Raw genomic sequence first — 22,984 nt, forward strand, 5'->3', positions numbered from 1 at the left:
GACACCGGTAGCAATCACGAGCCTAACCCGATGATCGACGTTTTCGCAAGCGGCCTTCGACACAAGATGGTCACAAGCGTCGCCTTAGCGGCCATCGCCGTGTCTCTCGGGGCACAGGCGGTGCAGGCGCGGACCCCGCCGGAGGGGCGTCTTGCCTTCCCCGGCGCGGAAGGCGCCGGGCGGCTGGCGACCGGAGGCCGGGGCGGCGCGGTCTTACGCGTGACCAATCTGAACGATGCCGGTCCGGGCAGCCTGCGGGCGGCGGTCGAGGCGGATGGACCGCGCACGGTCGTCTTCGACATCGGCGGCACGATCCGGCTGGCGACGCCGCTTCGCATCCGGCGCGGCCAGATCACCGTCGCGGGCCAGACGGCGCCGGGCGGCGGGATCACCCTTCGCGACCAGGCGCTGGTGGTCGCCGCCGACGATGTCGTGGTCCGGTACATCCGATCCAGACTGGGCGACGAAAGTCGGATCGAATCCGATGCCGTCACCGTCGAGCGGGGCCGGCGCATCATCCTCGATCACGTCTCGGCCTCCTGGTCCGTGGATGAGACCCTGTCGGCGGGCAGCCGCTACGATCCGCCGGAGCGGGGCATCTACGATCTGACCGTGCAGTGGTCGGTCATCGCCGAATCCCTGAACCGGTCGGGCCATGCCAAGGGCGACCATGGCTATGGCTCGCTGGTGCGGGGCGGGCATGGCGCCCGATTCACCTTCCACCACAATCTTTGGGCCGCACACCGGGCGCGGATGCCGAGACCGGGCAACTACAACCCGCCGTCGGTCGATCCGGAGGGGCCACGCTTCGAGTTCCGGTCCAACGTCTTCTACGACTGGGGCGGGTCGCATGCGGGATACAACGCCGACACCGAAAGCCTGTCGGCCTATGCCTTCATCGGCAATGCCTACATCCCCGGGCCTGACTCCGCCGGACGATGGGCGTTCGAGGAATCGAACCCGCTGGCGAGGGCATGGTTCGAGTCCAACAGCATGGACGGGCAGGTTCCGGCCGACTCCTGGTCGCTGGTGAAGGACAGCGCGCGGCCCGGCTATCGGCTGGCGACCCGGCCCGACTGGGCCGACGCGGCGACCGAAACGCCCGAGGCCGCGACGGCGGCGGTGCTTGACCACGCCGGGGCAAGCCGGGTCCGGGACGCGGTGGATGTGCGGATCATTGAAGGCCTCCGCAGTCGCTCCGGCCGCATCATCGACAGCCAGGCCCAGGTCGGCGGCTGGCCCGCGCTGGATGCGGGCCGGCCCTGGACCGACGGCGATGGAGATGGAATGCCGGATGACTGGGAACGCGCGCACGCGCTGGATCCGGCTGACCCCGCCGACGGTCGCGCGGACCGGAACGGGGACGGCTTCACCAATCTGGAAGACTGGCTGAACGCACTGGCGACCTAGCGCGCCAGCCAGCCGCCATCGACCGCCAGCACCGTACCGTGGACATAGGCCGAGGCGTCCGAGGCCAGGAAGACCGCGGCGCCGCCGAGGTCCGACGGATCGCCCCAGCGTCCCGCGGGAATGCGCGCAAGGATGTCGCGGTTGCGGCTCTCGTCGGCGCGCAGGGCCTCGGTGTTGTTGGTGGCGAAATAGCCCGGGGCGATGCCATTGACGTTGATGCCCTTGGACGCCCACTCGCAGGCCAGCAGCCGGGTCAGACCCGCGAGGCCGCTCTTTGACGCCGTGTAGGACGGCACGCGGATGCCGCCCTGGAAGCTGAGCATCGAGCAGATGTTGATGATCTTGCCGCCCCGGTTCGCGCCGACCCAGGTCCGCGCCACGGCCTGGCTGAGGAAGAAGGCCGTCTTCAGATTGGTGTCGATGACCGCGTCCCAGTCCTCTTCCGTGAAGTCGAGGCTGTCGTTGCGGCGGATGATGCCGGCGTTGTTGACCAGAATGTCGATCTTGCCGACGGCCGCCACGGCTTGCGCGACCACATCGGCGATCGGGGCGGTGGAGGACAGGTCCGCCGGAATGGCGTGCAGCGCGCGGCCCGCGGCCTGCACCCGTTGCGCCGTCTCGGTCGGGGCCGAGCGGCCCACGGCGATGATGTCCGCCCCCGCCTGCGCCAGTCCCACGGCGATGGCCTGCCCCAGACCGGTATTAGCGCCGGTGACGAGGGCCGTGCGGCCGGAAAGGTCAAACGGGTTCATGTCAGCAGGCCTCGCAAGGGATGAGCACATCACCGGTCAGAGGGAGGATGTCGCACGGATGCGTCCTGGCCGACATGCTTTCCCTCCCGACCTGATTGTGCGGATTGGCAATATAGGTAACCGGTGTCATAACCCGATGCAAACGGCTGCGAGGCTGGAGCCAAATGCTGCTCCGCCCATTGCCCTACCCCAAGGAACGCCATGAAAATCGCCCTGATCATCGAGAACAGCCAGGCCGCCAAGAGCGACATCGTCCACACGGCCCTGACGGCCGTGGCGGAGCCCCTGGGCCATGAAGTGTTCCACTACGGCATGTATACGCCCGAGGATAAGGCCTCGCTGACCTACGTCATGAACGGTCTGCTGACCGGCATCCTGCTGAACTCGGGCGCCGCCGATTTCGTCGTCACCGGCTGCGGCACGGGCACCGGTTCGATGCTGGCCGCCAACGCCATGCCGGGCGTCTTCTGCGGTCTGATCATCGATCCCACCGACGCCTTCCTGTTCGGCCAGATCAACGACGGCAATGCGATCGCCATGCCCTACGCCAAGGGCTTCGGCTGGGCGGCCGAGCTGAACCTGCAGGACGTCTATCGCAAGCTGTTCGAGGGCGAACGCGGCCTGGGCTACCCCAAGGAACGCGCCGAGATCATGCGCAAGAACCGGGGCATCCTGAAGGACCTGAAGGCCGTCACCTGCCACGACATGCTGACCGTCCTGAAGAATGTGGATCAGGACCTGCTGAAGGCCGCCGTCGCCGGCGAGCGTTTCCAGGACTACTTCTTCGCCAACGCCACGGACGAAGGCATCCGCGCCTACATCAAGGGTCTCGTTTAAGGCCCGCGCTCGAGACGGCCGGAGCGCCGAGCGCGCGCCGTCTCACACTGTCGGCGCCGCCGTCGATTCCCGCACGATCAACGACGGATCGACCACCGGCTGCACCAGCGTGGCCGGGTCCAGACCGCGCAGGCCGGCGGTCAGCTTCTCGGCGGCCATGCGGCCCATGTCCCGGATCGGCAGGCGGACCGTGGTCAGGTTGGGCCAGACGCGAGAGGCCATCGGCAGGTCATCGAAGCCGACGATCGACAGGTCGCGCGGCACGTCCAGACCCTTGTCGCGGGCGGCCTTCATGACGCCGATGGCCATTTCGTCATTGCCGGCGAAGATGGCGGTGGGCGGCTGGTCCATCGACAGCAGGCACCCGGCCGCTTCGACCCCGGATTCGAAGGTGTAGGCGCCCTTGCGCGTGTAGGCGTCGTCCAGCGTCAGGCCATGCTCGGCCAGCCCTTCGCGGAACCCCCTGCCCCGCTCGAACGAGGAACGGAAGGTGTCGGGGCCGGAGATGAAGGCAACCCGGGTGTGCCCCAGTTCGGCCAGGTGGCGCGCCGCCTGGGCGGCGCCGCGATGGTCATGGGTGACCACCATACAGGCCGGCTCGTCCAGCGACACGGAGGCGATGCGAACATAGGGGCAGTCGACCTCCTTCAGGATTTCGATCACCCGGTCGTCTTCCGACACTGACGGCGGCATGACCACGCCGAACAGTTTCTGGCGCACGACGAAGCCGCGCACGTCGTCGAGGAAGGTGTCGGAGGCGCGGTTGCAGGGGTGGACCACCAGCTCGAGGCCCGATCCCCGCACCCCGTCCAGCACGCCCTGCTGCATGTTCACGACGTAGTTGGGGCTGGGGTTGTCGTAGATCATCCCGACCAGGAAGGACCGCCGGAAGGCCAGTCCGCGCGCCTGCGGATCAGGGGTGAAGCCATGCTCGGCGATGACCGCCTCGACCCGTTTGCGCGTCTCCTCCTTCACGAAGGGGGAGTTGTTGATAACGCGCGACACCGTCTTCTTCGACACCTCCGCCAGGCGGGCGATGTCATTGATGGTGGCGGGCTTCCCGCCCGGTCGCCGGGTATCATTCACGCGATTGAGTCTCTCTGGTCGAACACCGTCCTTAGACTGAGCCGGTCGCCCTGTCAGCGTCAGGTATGGTTTCGTGAGGCCGGGCGGTCCAGCACGTCATCCCGCAGCGGCGTCATGAAGCGCAGATCCCAGTCGTCGGGGTTGAAGGGCTTGCGGGTCGCCTCGCGCACGGGCGGATAGCCGCCGACCTCGCGCTCATGGTCGATGATCTCGCCCCGTCCCTCGGCCACTTCGGCGACCAGAAGCACGTCGCGCATATCGCGATCCCACGGCCGGGTGCCCGCCTGCGACAGGACCGAGACCTGCACCTGTTCGGCGGGCATGGGGGTCAGCCCCTCCCACCAGACCGGCGGACGGCGGGTCTCAATGATGCGGGCCGGGGCGGTGGTGTAGCGGCCGAACATGCGGATGGGCTCGCCGACCTGATCCACGGCGATGTTGTCACGGCCGTAGTATTCCAGATCGCCCGCCCCGCCGATCATCAGGAAGGCCAGATGGTCGGTCGGAGTCGACGGACCGGCGCGCAGGACGTTGCCGATCGCGGTCATCTTGCCGACCTCATACGGGTGATCCAGCCACTCCTCGGGCGCCAGATTGTAGTGCAGGGCGCGCGGGCCCGGATTGTAGATCAGGTTGTTGACGATGACGCCGTGCACCCCGCCCTTGAACAGCGGGTTCCGCTCCTGATTGTGGGCGTACAGATTGCCGACGATCAGCAGGCCGGTGACGTTGTCGTGGATCAGCGACCCCTTGGAATGCTCGCCCTTGGCATGGGTCGAATAGGCCAGGCTCTCGGCGATCAGATTGTTCGAGAAGGTGATGTTGTGGCTGGTGCCCGCCCGCCACTCCTCGGGCGTCGAACCGGTGAAGCGGGGTCCGGAGGCGGACAGGTTCTCGTCCGTGCCCCATTCCAGACTGCAGTGATCGACGATGACGTTCCAGGCCGCCTGGGTGGAAATGCTGTCCTCGTCCCACCCGCTCATCCAGCCCTGTTCGGCCGAGCCGGGACGGACGCGGATGTGCTGGACGATCACATCGTGGCCGCCGATGTCGATGCCGCCCCGGATCAGGGTGACGCCCGGCGAAGGCGCGGTCTGGCCCGCAATGGTGATGAAGGGGTTGGTGATCTTCAGCGTCTTGCGGTTCAGGTCGATGACGCCGCCGACCTCGAACACCACGATGCGCGGACCGTCGGCCTCGATGGCTTCCCGCAGGGAGCCGGGCCCCTCGCTGTCGAGAGTCGTCACGCGAATGATGCGTCCGCCACGCCCGCCGGTGGTCTGCGCGGCCCAGCCCAGCGCGCCGGGGAAGGCCGGAAGCGCGGCTTCGGCCGCCGCGGCCACGGGGGTCTGGGCCCGCGACGGGACAGGGGTCGCGATCGGCAGCAACAGCGCGGCCGCGAGGGCGGCCAGACGGGCGAAGGTCATGTTTCCATCCTGTAGCCTGACCGACTGTGACCGCGGTCTTGAGCTGAAAGCGCCGCCGGAAGGGCGTCGCCGGATTCAAATTGACACCGGTTTCCTTCCTGCGCAATGTCCCGCCATAAAGGGGAGACGGCGTGAGCCACGCACACGATAATTCAAGCGGTTCGCCGATTGCGCGCGCCTTTACGCACGCCCGCCGAACCGCGACCGCCGTCGCGGCCTATCCGGGCGTGCAGCCGGATTCGCTGGACGTGGCCTATGCCGTTCAGGACGAGGCCATCGCCCTCTGGCCGGACCGCATCGCGGGCTGGAAATTAGGACGGGTGAACGCGCCTTGGGACGAACGCTTCGGCGCCGGACGGCTGGCCGGACCGATCTTCGCGAAGACCGTCCGGACGGCCGTTGAGGGCCAGCCGACCTCCTTCGGCGTGATCGAGGGCGGCTTCGCCGCCGTCGAGGCCGAATATGTGCTGGAACTGGCCGACACCGCGGTGGACCGCGACGGCTGGACCGCCGAAACCGCCGCCGATCTGGTCGGCCGGGTCTTTGTCGGCGTGGAGATCGCAGGCAGTCCGTTCGCGGAGATCAATGGTCACGGCCCCGCCGTCACCGCCTCCGACTTCGGCAACAACGCGGGCCTGATCCTGGGCGCGGAGATCAGCGACTGGCGCAACCGCCTGTCCGGCCTGACCTGCACCACCGCCATCGACGGCGAGATCGTCGGGACGGGAGGCGCGGCCTCCATCCCGAACGGCCCGCTCGACTCGCTGGCCTTCCTGCTGAACCTCCTGCATCGCCGCGGTCGTCGCCTTGAGGCCGGGCAGTTGATCTCGACCGGCGCCGCGACGGGGGTGCATCAGATCTTCGCCGGGTCATCGGCCGTCGCCGACTTCGGCCCGGACGGCCGGATCGCCTGCGTGGCCATCCCCGCCAGTGGAGCCGCCGCATGAGCCTGACCCGCCGCATTCTGGGCCTCGCCGGGATTTCCGGCCTGGGTCTCGCCGCCTGCGCGCCGCGCTCGACCGGCGGCCAGACCGTGCTGAACGCTGTCGACGTTCACCCCGCCGACTATCCGACGGTGCTGGCCGTCAAATGGATGGGCGAGGAGTTGGGCCGGCTGACGAACGGTCGCATCGGCATCCGCCAGTTTCCCGCCGGACAGCTGGGCACCGAGGACGACTCGATCGGCCTGACCCGGTTCAAGGCCATCGACATCTGCCGCGTCGCCGTGGCCGCCCTGAACAACGCCTTCCCCGAGACCCGTCTTCTGGCCCTGCCCTATGTCTATCGTGACGAGGCCCACGTCCGCGCGGTGGTCGACGGGCAGATCGGCACCGAGCTTCTGAATGTATTCGAGGGCCGCGACCTGATCGGTCTGGCCTATTACGACGCCGCGCCGCGCAGCTTCTACAACGTCCGCCATCCGGTGACCGAGCCGGGCCAGATGCGCGGGCTCAAGATGCGCGCGCCCCAGTCGGACATCTTCCTGGATTCCATCCGGGCGATGGGCGCCAATCCGACGCCGCTGACGTTCGGGGCCGTCTTCTCGTCGCTGCAGACCCATCTCATCGACGGCGCCGAGAACAACTGGCCAAGCTATCAGTCCAGCCGCCAGTTCGAGGTGGCCCGGTACTGGAGCGACACCCAGCACTCGTTCTCGCCCGACGCCCTGCTGATGTCGAAAGCCAGCTTTGAACAGTTGACGCCCGCCGATCGCGACCTGGTTCGCGACGTTGCGCGCCGGTCAGTCCAGGTGATGCGCATCGCGTGGGACAGGCGTCAGGCCGAGGCCCGCGCGACCGTTCTGGCCGCTGGCACACAGATCGCACAGGTCGACCGCGCAGCCTTCGCGGCCACCGTCCGGCCTGTGCTGGACAAGTATCTTTCCGAGCCGCGCCTGCGCGCGCTCCACGCACGTATCGCAGCGGTCGCCTGAACGACCGCGCAAAACCATCGGTGCTCAGGGAGGGGACCGAATGACTGAATCCCGAGGCGGTTTGACCCGCGCGCTCGACGGACTGTCCGTCGCCGTCATGGGGCTGGCGGGCATGGCGCTGGTCGCCATGGCCCTGATCCAGGCCTGGCAGGTCTTCGCCCGCTACGTATTGAATGACAGCCCTGGCTGGACCGAGCCGCTGGCCCTGCTGCTGATGAGCTTCGCCGTCATGTTCGGCGCCTCGGTCGCGGTACGGCGCGAGACCCATTTCGCCTTCCAGACCTTCCTCCACGCCCTGCCGGCACGGCCTCAGTGGGCCCTGAAGTCGATCTCGAGGCTGATCGCGGCGGCGGCGGGCGGCGCCCTGATGATTCTGGGCGGCACGTTGATGATCGACGAGTGGCCGGTGACCATGGCCGGCGCGCCCCTGCCCTCGGGCCTCAAGTTCGCCGGTCTTTGCGTCGGCGGCGCCCTGATCCTGCTGTTCTCCATCGAGCGGCTTCTGACCGGCGACTATCGCGCGCCCGAAACCACCGAGGCCGGGGACTGAACCATGGAGTATATCGTCCTCTTCGGCCTGCTGGCCGTCCTGCTGATGATCGGCGTGCCGGTCGCCTTTTCCCTGCTGGCCGCGACGCTCGCGACCGTGCTGTACCTGGCCCTGCCGCCGATCGTGGTGTTCCAGCAGATGGGGTCGGACATCACGTCCGTGGCCCTGCTGGCCATCCCCCTGTTCATCTTCACCGGCGAACTGATGATGAAGGGCGGCCTGTCCGACCGCATGATCGCGCTGGCCGGTTCGATGGTCGGGCACATCCGCGGCGGTTTGGGTCAGGTGACGGTGGTCGGCTCGACCCTGTTCGGCGGCGTCTCGGGCAGCGCCATCGCCGACGTCTCGGCCATCGGCGGCACCATGATCCCGCAGATGCAGAAGCGCGGCTATGACAGCGACTACGCCGTCAACGTCACCATCTCGGCGGCGTTGGTCGCCCTGCTGGTCCCGCCCTCGCACAACATGATCCTCTACTCGGCCTCGGCCGGGGGCGGGGTGTCGATCTCCGACCTGTTCGCGGCAGGCATCCTGCCGGCGGGCCTGCTGGCGATCTCGCTGATGATCGTCTCCTATGTGATGGCGCGTCGCCGCGGTTACACGGCCGAGCCCTTCCCCGGCTTCCGCATGGTCCTGACGCGCCTGGTCGCCGCCATCCCCGGCCTGCTGCTGGTGGGCCTCATCTTCGGCGGCATCCGGGCCGGCATCTTCACGGCCGTGGAGAGCGCCTCGATCGCCGTGGTCTACGCCACCGTCATCACCGGCATCGTTTACCGGCACATGACCTGGTCGGCCTTCAAGGCCGCCTGCACGGGCGCGGCCCGAACCTCGGGCGCAGTGCTGTTCATCATCGGTTGCGCCGGCGCGTTCGGATGGCTGATGGCCTATCTGCAGGTCCCCTCGATGATGGTCGGCCTGCTCCAGACCCTGACCGACAACCCGATCCTGATCCTGCTGCTGATCAACATCATCCTGCTGGTGCTCGGCACCTTCATGGACATGGCGCCGCTGATCATCATCTGCACCCCGATCTTCCTGCCGGTGGCCAAGGCCTATGGCGTGGACCCGGTCCAGTTCGGCGTCATCCTGCTACTCAACTGCGGCATCGGCCTGATCACCCCCCCCGTGGGATCCGTCCTGTTCGTCGGCAGCGCCATCGCCAAGGTGCCGATGACGCACAGCCTGCGCTCGATCTGGCCCTTCTATCTGGCTTGCACCGCGGTGCTGATGCTGGTCACCTTCGTGCCGGCGCTTTCGCTGTGGCTCCCTTCGCTGTTGAAATAGATGACCGACCTCAAGGGTCTGAAACCCGCCGAAGACTGCCGTTGGGACTGCGTCGCCCTGGGCGAGGTCATGCTGCGCCTCGATCCGGGCGAGGGCCGCATCCGCACCGCCCGGTCGTTCCAGGTGTGGGAGGGCGGCGGCGAGTACAATGTGGCGCGCGGTCTGAGGAAGACCTTCGGCCTGCGGACCTCGGTCGTCACCGCCCTGCCCCGCACCGAGACAGGGGCCCTGATCGAGGACCTGATCCTGCAGGGCGGCGTGGATACGTCCCACATCCTGTGGCGCGACGCGGACGGCGTGGGCCGCAACACCCGGGTTGGCCTGAATTTCACCGAGCGCGGCTTCGGCCCACGCGGGGCGCTGGGCTGCTCGGACCGGGCCAATTCCTCGGCCTCGCAGATCCGGCCGGACGAGGTGGACTGGGACCGGCTGTTCGGGACCGAGGGCGTGCGCTGGCTGCACACCGGCGGCATCTTCGCCGCCCTGTCCGAAGCCACCGCCGAGACGACCCTGGCCGCGATCCGCGCCGCGAAACGACACGGCGTGGTGGTTAGCCATGACCTCAATTACCGCGCCAGCCTGTGGTCCAGCCATCCCGACCCGAACGCCGCGCGCCGCGTGAACCGCGAGATCGCGGGGCTGGTCGATGTGCTGGTGGGCGATGAGTACGCCTATGCCTCCTGCCTCGGCATCGAGACAGGGCACGTCCGCACCGATCCGGCCGACAGCCGGCCGTTCGACGCGCTGGTGACGCGTCTCTCGCCAGAACTGCCGAATGTGCAGGTCTTCGCCGCCACCCTGCGCGACCCGGTCTCGGCCTCGGTCAACCGTTGGGGCGGGGTGCTGTGGATCGACGGCGAGCGCCACGCCAAGCCGGTGACGGAGGTCGCCGTCCTGGACCGTGTCGGCGGCGGCGACGGCTTCGTCTCGGGACTGGCGTTCGCCTTCCTGTCGGGGCTCGGCGCACAGGCGGCGGTCGATTACGGCGTGGCTCACGGCGCCCTCGCCATGACCACCCCCGGCGACAATGCGATGACCTCGCTGGCCGAGGTGAAGGGTCTGGTCGAGGGCCGGGGCGCCGCCGCCGTCAGATAGCTAGCGCAACGCCGAAATCCGGTCCACGCTCCCGTCCAACAGAGTCCGGGGAGGGACCGCATGACCGACACCGTCGCCGAAGAGCGCACCGTCGACCGCAGCGACAAGCTGGTGATCCTGGCCTCGTCGGTCGGGACGGTGATCGAGTGGTACGACTTCTATCTGTACGGCTCGTTGGCGGCGATCATCACAGCCCAGTTCTTCTCCGGCGTGAACGAGACCACCGGCTTCATCTTCGCCCTGATGGCCTTCGCCGCCGGGTTCGCCGTGCGGCCGTTCGGAGCGATCGTCTTCGGGCGAATGGGCGACCTGTGGGGGCGCAAGAACACCTTCCTGGTGACCATGCTGCTGATGGGGCTGTCGACCTTCGTGGTCGGACTGCTGCCCAGCTACGCGATGATCGGGGTGGCGGCGCCGGTCATTCTGGTTCTGATGCGGTTGGTGCAGGGGCTGGCGCTGGGTGGCGAGTACGGCGGCGCGGCCACCTATGTCGCGGAACACGCCCCGCCCGGAAAGCGCGGCTTCTACACCAGCTTCATCCAGATCACCGCGACGGCGGGCCTGATGCTGAGCCTGCTGGTCATCCTGGGCGTGCGCTCGGTGATCGGCGAGGAGGCGTTCAAGGAGTGGGGCTGGCGCATCCCCTTCCTCGTCTCGATCCTGCTGCTGGGCGTGTCGTTGTGGATCCGGCTGAAGCTGGCCGAGAGCCCGGCGTTCAAGCGGATGAAGGCCGAGGGCAAGGGGTCGGCCACGCCGCTGAAGGACAGTTTCGGCAAATGGCCGAACCTGAAGCTGGTGCTGCTGGCCCTGTTCGGCCTCGCCGCCGGTCAGGCGGTGGTCTGGTACACCGGCCAGTTCTACGCCCTCTTCTTCCTGGAGAAGACGCTGAAGGTCGAACCGGCGCTGGCCAATGTGCTGATCGCGATCTCGCTGGCGCTGGCGACGCCCTTCTTCGTCTTCTGGGGCTGGCTATCGGACAAGGTGGGGCGCAAGCCGATCATCCTGACCGGCTGCCTGCTGGCGGCCCTGACCTATTTCCCGCTGTTCCACGCCCTGACCGGCGCGGCCAATCCGCAACTGCCGGCGGCGACGGCAAGCGCGCCGGTCACCGTGGTCGCCGACCCGGCCGACTGCGTCTTCCAGTTCGATCCCGTCGGCAAGACCGTCTTCGACAGCTCCTGCGACATGGCCAAGAGCTATCTGGCGAAGGCGGGGGTCACCTATCAGACCACCGTCGCCCCGGCGGGGACCGTCGCCGAGGTGCGCATCGGCGACGCCGTTGTGCCGGGCCTGGCCGATCCCTCGGGCAAGGCGGATTGGGACAAGGGTCTGGGCGCCGCCCTGACCGCCGCCGGCTATCCGGCCAAGGCCGACAGCGCGCTGGTGAACAAGCCGCTGGTGGTGGGCATCCTGTTCCTGCTCGTCTTCTATGTGACCATGGTCTACGGGCCGATCGCGGCGGCGCTGGTCGAGATGTTCCCTACGCGGGTGCGCTACACCTCCATGTCCCTGCCCTATCATAACGGCAACGGATGGTTCGGCGGCTTCCTGCCCACGACGGCCTTCGCCATGGTCGCCGCCACGGGCAATATCTACTACGGCCTCTGGTATCCGATCGCCGTGGCCCTGCTGACGGTGGTGGTCGGCGGCCTGCTGATCAAGGATCGCAAGGACGTGGACATCCATGAGTGATCTCGGGGCCTTCCTGACCGGGTCCACGGCCGGGTTCCTGCTGCCCCTGTTCCTGCATTTCGGCTGGGTCGTGGGCCTCTATGCGGCCCTGACCGTGGCCCGTCTCGTGGTGGTGAAACGCGGGCAGGCGGCGAAGAATGACTTCGCGCGCGCCGACGGTGATCCGCCCCTGTCCGCCCGCCTGCAGCGCAATCTGGCCAACCAGTTCGAAGCCCCGCCCTTCGTCTGGATCGCCGCCTTCCTGCTCATGCTGACAGCGAACCTGACGGTCTGGGACATCGCGGCGGCCTGGGTCTTCCTGATCGGCCGGATCGTCCACACCCTCGTGCAGTGCACCGGCGACAACGTGGCCCTGCGCGGTCAGGTTTTTGTGATCAACTTTCTCGGCCTGCTCTGGCTGATGGGCCACGCCTTCCTCGCCGTCATGGGCATCGCCTTACCGGGCATGCACTGAGCGCTCTTTCACGCACGTTCGTGAGGGTCGGGGTGTCCCGTTTTGTCAGTGCGGGATGGACCGGGCTTGCGGCTTGATGTTCGGTGGGCCCGTTCGCGGCTCGACCCGGGAACGGGGCCTGTGGCCTGAACAGAAGATGGAGTGAGGATAGCCGTGACCGAAGGCCCTGATCTGTACCCCGTCCCCTCCGAATGGGCGCAGCGCGCCCGCATGACGGCGCACGGCTTTGACACCGCCCGGGTCGCCGCCCGCGAGACGCCAGACGCCTTCTGGGCGGAACAGGCCCGGCGCATCGACTGGATGAACCCGCCGTCGCTGGTGAAGGATGTCTCGTTCAGCAAGGCCGACTTCCGGATCCGCTGGTTCGCCGACGGCATCCTGAATGTCGCCTGGAACTGCCTGGACCGGCATCTGGCCGAGCGGGGCGACGAGACCGCGATCATTTGGGAGGGCGACGAGCCGACGCAGTCTGGCCGTCTGACCTACCGTGAACTGCACGCCGAGGTCTGCCGGATGGCCAATGTCCTGAAGGACATCGGCGTCATCAAGGGCGACCGCGTCACCCTGTATCTGCCGATGATTCCCGCCGCCGCCGTGGCCATGCTGGCCTGCGCCCGCATCGGGGCCATTCACTCGGTCGTCTTCGGCGGCTTCTCGCCCGACAGTCTGGCGGGCCGGATCGAGGATTGCGGCTCCAAGGTCGTGATCACCACCGACGAGGGCGTGCGCGGCGGCAAGCGCATCCCGCTGAAGGCCAATGTCGACGCTGCCCTTCAAAAGGTGGAGGTCAGCAAGGTGCTGGTCATTCGCCACACCGGCGCGGACGTGCCGATCGTGGCCGGCCGCGACGTCCGCTACGAAGAGGCCAAAACCAGGGTCGCCGACGACTGCCCCTGCGAGCCGATGAACGCCGAGGATCCGCTGTTCATCCTCTACACCTCGGGTTCGACCGGAAAGCCCAAGGGCGTGCTGCACACCACCGGCGGCTATCTGTTCTGGGCGGCGTGGACGCACGAACTGGTGTTCGACTACCGCCCCGGCGAGGTCTTCTGGTGCACGGCGGACGTGGGCTGGGTCACGGGCCACAGCTATTGCGTCTATGGCCCGCTGGCCAATGGCGCGACGACCCTGATGTTCGAGGGCGTGCCCAACTATCCCGACAGCAGCCGCTTCTGGCAGGTCGTGGACAAGCACCAGGTCGAAATCTTCTACACCGCGCCCACCGCGCTGCGGGCGCTGATGCGCGAGGGCGACGGCCCGGTGAAGGCGACCAGCCGCTCCTCGCTGCGGCTGCTGGGGTCGGTCGGCGAGCCGATCAATCCCGAGGCCTGGCGCTGGTATCATGAGGTCGTCGGTGACGGCCGCTGCCCGATCGTCGATACCTGGTGGCAGACCGAAACCGGCGGGATCCTGGTCTCGCCCCTGCCCGGCGCGACCGACCTGAAGCCCGGCTCGGCGACCAAACCCCTGCCCGGGATCGAACTGCAACTGGTCGATGCCGAAGGCGCCGTGCTGGAGGGCGCGACCTCGGGCAATCTGGTCATCACCGACAGCTGGCCGGGCCAGATGCGTACGGTCTGGGGCGATCACCAGCGCTTCTTCGACACCTATTTCAGCGGCTATCCGGGCAAGTATTTCACCGGCGACGGCTGCCGTCGCGACGCCGACGGCGACTACTGGATCACCGGCCGGGTGGACGACGTGATCAACGTTTCCGGCCACCGGATGGGCACCGCCGAGGTCGAGAGCGCACTGGTCCTGCATGACGACGTGGCGGAGGCGGCGGTGGTCGGCTTCCCGCACGATATCAAGGGCCAGGGCATCTACGCCTACGTCACCCTGAACCGGGGGGTCGAGCCGCACGAGGACCTGCGCCGGGCGCTGATCGCCCATGTCCGCAAGGAAATCGGTCCCATCGCCGCGCCCGACGTGATCCAGTGGGCGCCGGGCCTGCCCAAGACCCGCTCCGGCAAGATCATGCGGCGCATCCTGAGGAAAATCGCCGAGAACGAGGTCGGCGCGCTGGGCGACACATCGACGCTGGCCGATCCTTCGGTGGTGGAGGATCTGGTGCGGAACCGGGCCGGGGCCTGATCAGAAACCGGCAATTCCCGGCCTGCGGCTTCGCTGGCCATTGTCACAAATCCCGCCTAGGACAGGCCGCAGGTCGAGGGATCGCCGCCGGAGACGGTGCGTTACCCTGACCGCAACGCCCGACACGGGGGAGCCCGGGCGACGCGTTTCGCGTCCGCGCGCCTCCGGTCGATACCTGTCTGGAAGGCCTGATGACGAAGAAGACCGCGCTGATTACCGGCATCACGGGCCAGGATGGCTCCTATCTGGCGGAGCTGCTGCTCGAGAAGGGCTATGACGTCCACGGCATCAAACGCCGGTCGTCGATGTTCAATACCGACCGGGTCGACCACATCTATCAGGACCTGCACGACGCGGATGTGCGCTTCCAGATGCATTTCGGCGACCTGACGGACACCTCCAACCTGGTGCGGATCATCCAGGAGGTTCAGCCGGACGAGATCTACAACCTCGGCGCCCAGAGCCATGTGGCGGTCAGTTTCGAGACCCCGGAATACACCGCCGACGTGGACGCCCTGGGCACCCTGCGTTTGCTGGAGGCGATCCGCCTGCTGAAGCTGGAGAAGAAAACCAAGTTCTATCAGGCGTCCACGTCCGAGCTATATGGACTGGTGCAGGAGCCGATCCAGTCGGAAACCACGCCCTTCTATCCCCGCAGCCCCTATGCGGTGTCGAAGATGTTCGCCTACTGGATGTGCGTAAACTACCGCGAGGCCTACGGAATCTTCGCCTGCAACGGCATCCTGTTCAATCACGAGAGCGAGCGACGCGGCGAGACCTTCGTCACCCGCAAGATCACCCGCGGTCTGGGCGAAATCGCCCAAGGCCTGAGCGACTGTCTCTACCTCGGCAATATGGACGCCCTGCGCGACTGGGGCCACGCCAAGGACTATGTCCGCATGCAGTGGATGATGCTGCAGCAGGATGAGCCCGACGACTACGTCATCGCCACCGGCAAACAATACAGCGTGCGCCAGTTCGTCGAGGTCTCGGCGGCCCGCATCGGCGTGACCCTGCGCTGGGAAGGCAAGGGCGTGGAGGAGGTCGGCATCGTCGAGGCCGTTGATCCGGCCCATGCCGTGACCCGCTGCCCGGCCATCAAGGAAGGCCAGACGATCGTCCGCGTCGACCCGCGCTATTTCCGCCCGACCGAAGTCGAGACCCTGCTGGGCGATCCGTCCAAGGCCAAGTCCAAGCTGGGCTGGGTGCCGGAGATCACCTTCGAGGAGATGGTCGACGAGATGATGGAGGCCGACCTGCTGGCGGCCCGCAAGACGGTTCTGCTCAAGAACGCGGACTGGAGCTGAGCCCCTTGGATCCCTTCGTTCGCCTGGATCAGACGGCCCGCCGTCGCGAGGACAATCGCGGCTGGCTGGAGGTGTTGTACGAGAGCGAGGCCATGGTGCTGAAACGCTCCTTCTCGAGGAAGGGCGTGTTCCGAGGCCTGCACGTTCAACTGGCCCCCTCGCCCCAGACCAAGGTCATCCGCGTGGTCGAGGGCGCCATCGTCGACGTGGTCGTGTCGATGGACGATCCGACGCGCGACCTGAAGACCACGACCCTGACCCCCGCCGACGGCTGGGTGCGGATCGACGCGGAATACGCCCACGGCTTTTACGCGCTGGAAGACACCCTCTTTGAGTATGTCTGCGACGGCGGGTACGATGAGGCTTCGGAAGAGGCGTTCTCGATCGCCGACCGTCTGCCCGCCCTGCTGGGTGTGGAGACCGTGATCCTTTCGGACAAGGACCGCGCGGCGCCGCCGCTGCCGGCGCCCGGAGCAGAGTGATGACCAAGCTTTCCCTGATCACCGCCAGCTACAACAGCGCGCGCACCATCGCCGACACCCTGCGCTCGGTGAACGCCCAGACCTATACCGAGTTCGAATACCTGATCGTGGACGGGGGCTCGAAGGACGAGACGATGGAGATCGTCGCGCGCGAAGGACAGCGGGTCACCTCGGCGATCTCGGAGCCCGACAAGGGCATCTACGACGCCTATAACAAGGGGCTGTCGCGGGCGACGGGCGAGGTCATCGGGTTCATCAACTCCGACGATTATTACTGCACGCCCGAGGCGCTGGCCGAAGTGATGGCGGCGTTCGAGGCGGACCCGGAACTGGAAGCCGTGCACGGCGATCTGGTCTATGTCGATCCGGTCGATACGGGGAAGATCGAGCGGCACTGGAAGTCGCGGCCGGCGACGGTCGAGAACCTGCGTCGCGGCTTCATCCCGGCCCATCCGACCCTGTTCCTGCGCCGCAGCGTCTACGACAAGGTCGGCGGTTTCGACACGGCCTATCGACTGGCGGCCGACTACGACTTCATGCTGCGCACCTTCTATGTGGCGCGGGTGAAGTCGCTCTACATCCCCAGCATCTGGGTTCGGATGCGCTCGGGCGGCGCGACGGGCGGCTCGACCGCCAGCATCATCCGCCAGAATGACGAAATCCGCGCCAGCCAGCAGGCTCATGGTTTGAACTATCCCAAGGCCCTCTTCTTCGCCCACAAGGTGGTGGATCGATCCGTCCAGCGCGCCCGCGCCGCCTTCGTGAAGGCGCCGGACATCGCCGGGACCGGCGGCAAATGATCGACGGCAAGCGCGTTCTCGCGATCGTTCCGGCGCGTGCGGGCTCGAAGGGCCTGCCGGGCAAGAACATCCGGCCGCTGGCGGGCAAGCCCCTGCTGGCCTGGCCGATCGCGGCCGCGCGCGCCTCGGCCCACGTCGACCGGGTCATCATCTCGACCGACGATCAGGGTTTCGCCGACATCGCCGTCGCGCACGGCGCCGACGCTCCCTTCCTGCGTCCGGCCGAGCTGGCCGGCGACACCGCGCCGTCCATCGACTTCATCCTGCATGCGGTGGACACGCTGGCCCGGGCCGGGGACCTCTACGACTACGTCGTCCTGCTGGAGCCGACTTCGCCCCTGACCGAGGGCGCGGACGTGGACGCGGCGCTGGAACAACTGGTCGCCGCCGACGCGGACGCCATCGTCGGCGTGTCGAAGCTGGAGGCCACCCATCCCGCCTTCGCCGTGCGCAAGGACGACCAGGGCGCCATCACCCCCTACGCCTCCGCCACCTTCGGTGAGATGCCGCGCCGGCAGGATATCGAGCCCCTGTTCTCGCTGGACGGCACGCTCTACGCCTCGACCGTCGAGGCCCTGCGCCGGGAACGGGGCTTCTGTCACACCCGGACGCTCGGCTATGAGAGCGCGCGCCACAAGGCGCACGAGGTCGACGACCTGGTGGACTTCATCTGCATCGAGGCGATCGCCTCGAACCTTGATACGATCCTTGAAGAAGAAAGCCGGACCTCCCCCTCCGGCACGGAATGACCATGCGCAAATGTACCCGTTGCCTGACCCCCGAGACCGTCGACACCATCACCTATGATGACGAGGGCGTGTGCTCGGTCTGTCGGCAGGTCGAGTTCAAGCAGGACAAGATCGACTGGGACGACCGCCAGCGCCAGCTGGACGAGATCGTGGCCGCCCACAAGGGCAAGGGCCTGTACGACTGCATCGTCCCCTATTCGGGCGGCAAGGACTCGGTCTTCCAGCTCTACTACATCATCAAGGTGCTGAAGCTTAAGCCGCTGGTGGTCCGCTACAACCACTGGGGCTACCGGCCGCTGGTCGAGGACAACAACACCTCGGTCTTCAAGCAGCTGGGCTGCGACGTGATCGAGTTCACGCCCAATTTCCACGTCGTGCGCGAACTGATGCTGGAGAGCTTCAAGCGCCGCGGCGACTTCTGCTGGCACTGCCACACCGGGATCTATTCCGGCGTCATGCACATGGCCGTCCGCTTCGAGGTCCCGCTGCTGTTCTGGGGCGAGAGCACGGCCGAGTACCACAGCTGGTACACCTTCGAGGAGATGGAGGAGGTCGACGAGAAGCGCTTCAACCGCCTGATGAACCAGGGGATCACGGCGGACGATATGTACGAATTCCTTCAGGGGCGCGTGGAGCGCCGGGACCTGTGGATGTTCGACTATCCGAAGCGCAAGGACCTGATCAAACTCAAGGTCCAGTCGATCTGCCTGGGCAACTACATCGAGTGGGACACCAAGGCCAACGTCGAGCTGATCAAGAAGGAACTGGACTGGAAGGGGCAGGCCGTCGAGGGCGTGCCGCCCGAATACGACTACGAGAAGATCGAGTGCACCTTCCAGGGCATGCGCGACTGGTCGAAATACGTGAAGCGCGGCTACGGTCGGGCCAACCACCTGCTGTCGATCGACATCCGCAACGGTCGCAAGACCCGCGAAGAGGCGCTGGAGATCGAGGCCAAATACGACGGCAAGCGCCCGGCCTCGATGGACTGGTTCCTGCAGCACCTGCAGATCAGCGAGGACGAGTTCTACGACATCCTCGCCCCGCATCAGGTCCACCCGTGGAAGTTCGACCGCAAGAACCTGGAGACCGGCGACGTCATGCCGGACTTCGAGAAATGGGACCGCACCGACCTGAGCGCGCTCAAGGTCGGGCCGACGAAGACCACGACGGAATAGGGAGCGCGCGCCGATGACCATCGCCATCATCGACTACGGCATGGGCAACGTCCGCTCGCTGATGAACGCCTTCGAATACATCGGCGAGGACGCGGTGGTGACCGCCGACTTCGATGAGCTGGAAGCGGCGGACCGACTGGTCCTGCCCGGCGTCGGCGCCTTCGGCGACGCCATGGCCGCCATCGACGCCAAGGCCCTGCGCCCGGTGCTGAACCGGCTGGCGCTGGAGGTGAAGAAGCCGGTTCTCGGCGTCTGCCTGGGCATGCAGCTGTTCGCGAGAAAGAGCTTCGAGCACGGCGAGCATGACGGCCTCGGCTGGCTGGACGCCGAGATCCGCCCGCTGGAGGTGCAGCGCCCGGCCAAGGTGCCGCATGTCGGCTGGAACGCGGTCTCCTTCGCCGCGGACGAATGGCTGTTCAAGGGCCTGCCGTCAGGCGAGAGCGACTATTATTTCGTCCACTCCTTCCACATGGTCTGCGCCGATCCGTCGGATGTGGCCGGGACCTGCGACCACGGCGGCCCCTTCACCGCGGCGGTGCGGCGGGGCAATCTGGTCGCGGCCCAGTTCCATCCGGAGAAGAGCCAGGACAACGGACTGCAGCTTCTGCAGAACTGGCTGGCGCACGAATTCTGATGCTGAAAAAACGGATCATCCCCAAATTCCTGATCCGCGGCGGGCGGCTGGTGAAGATGCGCCGGTTCCACGACGATCAGCGCGAAGCCGGCAACCCGGTCTCGACCGCCAAGGTCTATGACAGCTACGGCGTGGACGAGCTGATCTTCGTCGACGTGGACGCCACCAATGAGGGCCGGGTGGTCACCGGCAACATCATCGAGCGGGTGGCCGAGGAGGTCTTCGTGCCCCTGACCGTCGGCGGCGGCGTGACCACTTTCGAACAGATCGAGGCCCTGCTGAAGAGCGGCGCCGACAAGGTCAGCATCAACTCCGCCGCCATCGAGAACCCGGACTTCATCACCCAGGCCGCCAGCCGGTTCGGCGACCAGTGCATCGTGGTCTCCATCGACTACAAGGCGGACGAATTCGGCCGGAAGCGGGTCTATGGCCGCGGCGGCACGACGGAGACCAGCCACGACCCCGTCGAGTTCGCCCAACGCATGCAGGACCTGCACGCCGGCGAAATCCTGATGTCGTCCATCGACCGCGACGGGATGATGAACGGCTATGATCTGGAGCTGATCTCGGACCTGTCGAACAAACTGTCGATCCCCCTGATCGCCTCATCGGGCGCGGGCAGTCTGGACGACTGCAAATCGGCGCTGGACGCGGGCGCCTCGGCCATCACCATCTCGTCGATGTTCATCTTCACCGATCACAGCCCGATCAAGGTGCGCACCTATCTGGCCACCAACGGCGTCTACGTCCGCAACCAGAAGGGCAGCCGATCCTGATGGGGCTCACGGGGGCACAGGCGCTGGCGACAAAGGCGGTCGACGCCGCCTTGCGCAATATCGGCGCCGAGCTCCCGTTCTACATCGTGCTGGCGATCGCTCTTCTGGCCGTGATCTTGGCCGAACTGGCCCAGCGACGAAACCTCTGGGCGCGCTACACCTCGCGCAATGTCCGGACCGACATTTTGTACGCCGCGTTGGAGCTGAGTCATCTTGAGGCCCTGCTGATCCTCGCTCCGGTAGCCGCTGGCCTGAACGGCGCCATGGCCAACAGCCTGCCGGGGTTGCGGCTGGACGTAATCACGGACGCGCCCCTGTGGCTCAAACTGGCCGTCACCCTCGTGATCGGCGATTTCATCAACTACTGGATACACCGCTGGAAGCACGCCTGGCCGGTGTTGTGGCAGTTCCACAAGGTGCATCATTCGCAAACGGAGTTGAACGTCTTCACGCGCTTTCGCTTCCCGCTGCTGGATCGGTTGCTCGACATGGTCATGCTGTTTCCCTTGGGCGTTCTCACCGGGTCGGCGACCGTCCCTCTGGCGCTCTATCTGTTCATGGTGCTGCGGTCCTGTCTGGAGCATTCGGGACAGAACTGGACCTATGGCCCATTGGGTTGGGTGATCGTCTCGCCCAGTTTTCACGGCACCCATCATTCCCGTGCGCCTCAACACATAAACCGCAATTTCGCGGGCGCTTTCGCCATTTGGGATCACCTCTTCGGCACCTACGCACCACGCGGTGAAAAGCCGCTGAGTTACGGCCTGCACCACGAGCAGATTCCCCAGACGTTCCTGTACGGCCAGATCGCGCCAGTTCATGGCCTGTGGAAGCTGGTGGGCCGACGGCCCGCGGGCGATGCGAAATGAGCGGGCTGACCGATCTGCGGCCCTCGCATGTCCTCGCCGATCCGGCGGGCAGCGCGATGGTCGTGATCGACAGCCTCGTGCGCAATATCAGTGCTGAAGGGTGGTTTTACGCCCAGTTCGCCCTGGCCGTGATCTTCGGCCTGACCCTCGACATGATCCGCCGCCGCAACCTGCCGAACCGCTATTTCTCCAAGAGCGTGCGGGTGGACATGGTCTACGCTGCACTCGAGTTTCTGCATGTCGTCCAGTTCGCCATCCTTCTGCCGGTCACCTTGCTGGTGACGCGCGGGCTGCAGACCTGGGCGCCGTGGCTGGAAATCAGGATTCTGGCAGACCTGCCGACCTGGGCGCAGCTGCTGATCCTGTTCCTGTTCACCGACCTGTGCGTCTACGGGTGGCACCGGCTGCAGCACGAGAACCGGATCGTCTGGCAGTTCCACAAGACGCATCATTCGCAGATCCATCTGAACGTCCTGACGACCTATCGCGCGACCGTCTTCGACAGGCTGTTCGCCCTCGCGGTGCTGGCGATCCCGGCGGCGATGTTGAAGGTGGACGCGACCCTGCCCCTCGCCATCGCGGGGATACTGCAGTTTCACCAGCTCCTCATCCATTCCGACAGCGGCTGGTCCTTCGGCCCGCTGGACCGGGTGTTTGTCTCGCCGTCCTTTCATGAAGTGCACCACTCCTCGCTGGAGCCGCATCTCGACAAGAACTATGGCGGCGTGCTGTCGGTCTGGGACCACCTGTTCGGCACCTGGGCCCCGCGTGGAGAGCGCGAACTGGAGTACGGTCTGGTCGGCGAACGCCTGCCCGAAGCCTGGATAAAGCAGCAGTTCACGCCCTGGGTCGGGCTGTGGCGACTGGCGCGCGACCGCGCCGCGAGGCCCGCATCGGAGAAGACAGCATGAGCCTGCGGGTCCGTTCCAGCCTGGATGCGCGCGGCCTGGCCGCCTATGCCGCCAATCAGTTGAACGCCCTGTTCCCTGATCCTGACGTCGTCGAGGCCGACGATCTGATGTCCGCCGTCACCGTCGCCCTGACCCGGCTGGAGCACTGCTTCAGCCACGTGGGCAACAAATACTTCTTCGACGGCGAGACGGCGGTGTTCAGCCACCTGCACGGCGACCAGTACGCCATGTGGCTGTACCTGCTGGGCAATGAACTGTTCCGTCAGGGCGGCCCGGCGACGACCTGCTCCAAGCTGTTCCTGCTGAACAAGTCGCTGCACGGCGTCGACGCCTTTTACGAGGTCGAGCTGCCGTCGGTCTTCCTGCTGGTTCACCCGCTGGCGACGGTGCTGGGGCGCGGGACCTACAGCGACTTCTTCGTCGCCTACCAACGCTGCGGCGTGGGGTCGAACAACGATGTCTATCCGACCTTCGGCCAGCATGTGACCCTGCGGCCGGGCAGCGCCGTTCTGGGCGCCTGCACTATCGGGGATCATTGCCAGATCGCGACGGAATCGCTGGTGCTTGACCGCGACCTGCCCGACCATACGCTGTACATAGGCGGCCCCAAGACCGCGACCTTGAAGCGCCAGGACAAGCCCTATCCGCTGTGGCGGGTTTGAGG

The 22,984-nt window shown here is 66.6% G+C and carries 23 protein-coding genes; 20 read left to right on the plus strand and 3 right to left on the minus strand.

Features of this window, described 5'->3' with window-relative positions; genetic code table 11:
- Positions 1-30: 30 nt before the first annotated feature.
- Positions 31-1,410 carry a pectate lyase family protein gene (locus ACW174_RS02965; RefSeq protein WP_492016210.1) on the plus strand — a complete coding sequence of 460 codons (1,380 nt, stop codon included), beginning with the start codon at positions 31-33 and terminating at the stop codon, positions 1,408-1,410.
- Here the strand turns inward: ACW174_RS02965 and kduD are convergent.
- Positions 1,407-2,162: a 2-dehydro-3-deoxy-D-gluconate 5-dehydrogenase KduD gene (kduD, locus tag ACW174_RS02970; RefSeq protein WP_492016211.1), complete on the minus strand. Its 756-nt coding sequence runs from the start codon at positions 2,160-2,162 to the stop codon at positions 1,407-1,409. The genes ACW174_RS02965 and kduD overlap by 4 nt on opposite strands.
- 201 nt (positions 2,163-2,363) lie before the next feature.
- Here kduD and ACW174_RS02975 point away from each other — a divergent pair, with 201 nt between their 5' ends.
- Positions 2,364-2,999: an RpiB/LacA/LacB family sugar-phosphate isomerase gene (locus tag ACW174_RS02975; protein WP_492016212.1), complete on the plus strand. Its 636-nt coding sequence runs from the start codon at positions 2,364-2,366 to the stop codon at positions 2,997-2,999.
- A gap of 42 nt (positions 3,000-3,041) precedes the next feature.
- Here the strand turns inward: ACW174_RS02975 and ACW174_RS02980 are convergent, their stop codons facing one another.
- Together ACW174_RS02980 and ACW174_RS02985 are read right to left on the minus strand one after the other, a co-directional pair.
- Positions 3,042-4,085 carry a LacI family DNA-binding transcriptional regulator gene (locus tag ACW174_RS02980; protein ID WP_492016213.1) on the minus strand — a complete coding sequence of 348 codons (1,044 nt, stop codon included), beginning with the start codon at positions 4,083-4,085 and terminating at the stop codon, positions 3,042-3,044.
- Positions 4,086-4,144: 59 nt separating this feature from the next.
- Positions 4,145-5,512, minus strand: a complete 1,368-nt coding sequence (locus ACW174_RS02985) for a pectate lyase family protein (RefSeq protein WP_492016214.1) — start codon at positions 5,510-5,512, stop codon at positions 4,145-4,147.
- Positions 5,513-5,643: 131 nt separating this feature from the next.
- Between ACW174_RS02985 and ACW174_RS02990 the strand changes: the two genes are divergently transcribed.
- The 18 genes from ACW174_RS02990 (at position 5,644) to ACW174_RS03075 (ending at position 22,982) form a co-directional block, all read left to right on the plus strand.
- A complete protein-coding gene (locus tag ACW174_RS02990) occupies positions 5,644-6,459 on the plus strand; it encodes a 2-keto-4-pentenoate hydratase (RefSeq protein WP_492016215.1) in 816 nt (271 codons plus the stop codon).
- A complete protein-coding gene (locus tag ACW174_RS02995; RefSeq protein WP_492016216.1) occupies positions 6,456-7,445 on the plus strand; it encodes a TRAP transporter substrate-binding protein in 990 nt (329 codons plus the stop codon). Before ACW174_RS02990 ends, ACW174_RS02995 begins: the two co-directional genes overlap by 4 nt.
- A 40-nt stretch (positions 7,446-7,485) precedes the next feature.
- Complete coding sequence (locus ACW174_RS03000) at positions 7,486-7,995, plus strand: TRAP transporter small permease (protein WP_492016217.1); 510 nt, start codon at positions 7,486-7,488, stop codon at positions 7,993-7,995.
- Positions 7,996-7,998: 3 nt separating this feature from the next.
- Positions 7,999-9,279, plus strand: coding sequence for a TRAP transporter large permease (locus tag ACW174_RS03005; protein ID WP_492016218.1), 1,281 nt, complete (start codon positions 7,999-8,001; stop codon positions 9,277-9,279).
- Positions 9,280-10,374, plus strand: coding sequence for a sugar kinase (locus ACW174_RS03010; protein WP_492016219.1), 1,095 nt, complete (start codon positions 9,280-9,282; stop codon positions 10,372-10,374).
- 60 nt (positions 10,375-10,434) lie between these two features.
- Positions 10,435-12,066: an MFS transporter gene (locus ACW174_RS03015; protein ID WP_492016220.1), complete on the plus strand. Its 1,632-nt coding sequence runs from the start codon at positions 10,435-10,437 to the stop codon at positions 12,064-12,066.
- Positions 12,059-12,520, plus strand: a complete 462-nt coding sequence (locus ACW174_RS03020) for an MAPEG family protein (protein WP_492016221.1) — start codon at positions 12,059-12,061, stop codon at positions 12,518-12,520. The genes ACW174_RS03015 and ACW174_RS03020 overlap by 8 nt, the downstream gene beginning before the upstream one ends.
- 210 nt (positions 12,521-12,730) lie before the next feature.
- Complete coding sequence (gene acs, locus ACW174_RS03025; protein ID WP_492017232.1) at positions 12,731-14,614, plus strand: acetate--CoA ligase; 1,884 nt, start codon at positions 12,731-12,733, stop codon at positions 14,612-14,614.
- Between the two features lie 191 nt (positions 14,615-14,805).
- Entirely contained in the window at positions 14,806-15,921 is a 1,116-nt protein-coding gene (gene gmd / locus ACW174_RS03030) for a GDP-mannose 4,6-dehydratase (RefSeq protein ID WP_492016222.1), read from the plus strand.
- Positions 15,922-15,926: 5 nt separating this feature from the next.
- The gene (locus ACW174_RS03035) at positions 15,927-16,403 is read left to right on the plus strand and encodes a dTDP-4-dehydrorhamnose 3,5-epimerase family protein (RefSeq protein ID WP_492016223.1); all 477 of its coding nucleotides are present in this window, start codon (positions 15,927-15,929) and stop codon (positions 16,401-16,403) included.
- Positions 16,403-17,203, plus strand: a complete 801-nt coding sequence (locus tag ACW174_RS03040) for a glycosyltransferase family 2 protein (protein WP_492016224.1) — start codon at positions 16,403-16,405, stop codon at positions 17,201-17,203. The genes ACW174_RS03035 and ACW174_RS03040 overlap by 1 nt, the downstream gene beginning before the upstream one ends.
- Complete coding sequence (locus ACW174_RS03045; RefSeq protein WP_492016225.1) at positions 17,200-17,952, plus strand: acylneuraminate cytidylyltransferase family protein; 753 nt, start codon at positions 17,200-17,202, stop codon at positions 17,950-17,952. Before ACW174_RS03040 ends, ACW174_RS03045 begins: the two co-directional genes overlap by 4 nt.
- Positions 17,949-19,130 (plus strand): N-acetyl sugar amidotransferase, encoded by a 1,182-nt coding sequence (locus tag ACW174_RS03050; protein ID WP_492016226.1) that lies wholly within the window; start codon positions 17,949-17,951, stop codon positions 19,128-19,130. Before ACW174_RS03045 ends, ACW174_RS03050 begins: the two co-directional genes overlap by 4 nt.
- A gap of 13 nt (positions 19,131-19,143) precedes the next feature.
- Complete coding sequence (gene hisH, locus ACW174_RS03055; RefSeq protein WP_492016227.1) at positions 19,144-19,764, plus strand: imidazole glycerol phosphate synthase subunit HisH; 621 nt, start codon at positions 19,144-19,146, stop codon at positions 19,762-19,764.
- Positions 19,764-20,540, plus strand: coding sequence for an imidazole glycerol phosphate synthase subunit HisF (gene hisF / locus ACW174_RS03060; RefSeq protein WP_492016228.1), 777 nt, complete (start codon positions 19,764-19,766; stop codon positions 20,538-20,540). The genes hisH and hisF overlap by 1 nt, the downstream gene beginning before the upstream one ends.
- Positions 20,540-21,409 carry a sterol desaturase family protein gene (locus ACW174_RS03065; protein ID WP_492016229.1) on the plus strand — a complete coding sequence of 290 codons (870 nt, stop codon included), beginning with the start codon at positions 20,540-20,542 and terminating at the stop codon, positions 21,407-21,409. The genes hisF and ACW174_RS03065 overlap by 1 nt, the downstream gene beginning before the upstream one ends.
- The gene (locus ACW174_RS03070) at positions 21,406-22,320 is read left to right on the plus strand and encodes a sterol desaturase family protein (protein ID WP_492016230.1); all 915 of its coding nucleotides are present in this window, start codon (positions 21,406-21,408) and stop codon (positions 22,318-22,320) included. Before ACW174_RS03065 ends, ACW174_RS03070 begins: the two co-directional genes overlap by 4 nt.
- A complete protein-coding gene (locus ACW174_RS03075; protein WP_492016231.1) occupies positions 22,317-22,982 on the plus strand; it encodes an LbetaH domain-containing protein in 666 nt (221 codons plus the stop codon). The genes ACW174_RS03070 and ACW174_RS03075 overlap by 4 nt, the downstream gene beginning before the upstream one ends.
- The last annotated feature ends 2 nt before the right edge of the window (positions 22,983-22,984 follow it).

The sequence above is a fragment of the Brevundimonas sp. AVps31 genome, assembly GCF_058681355.1.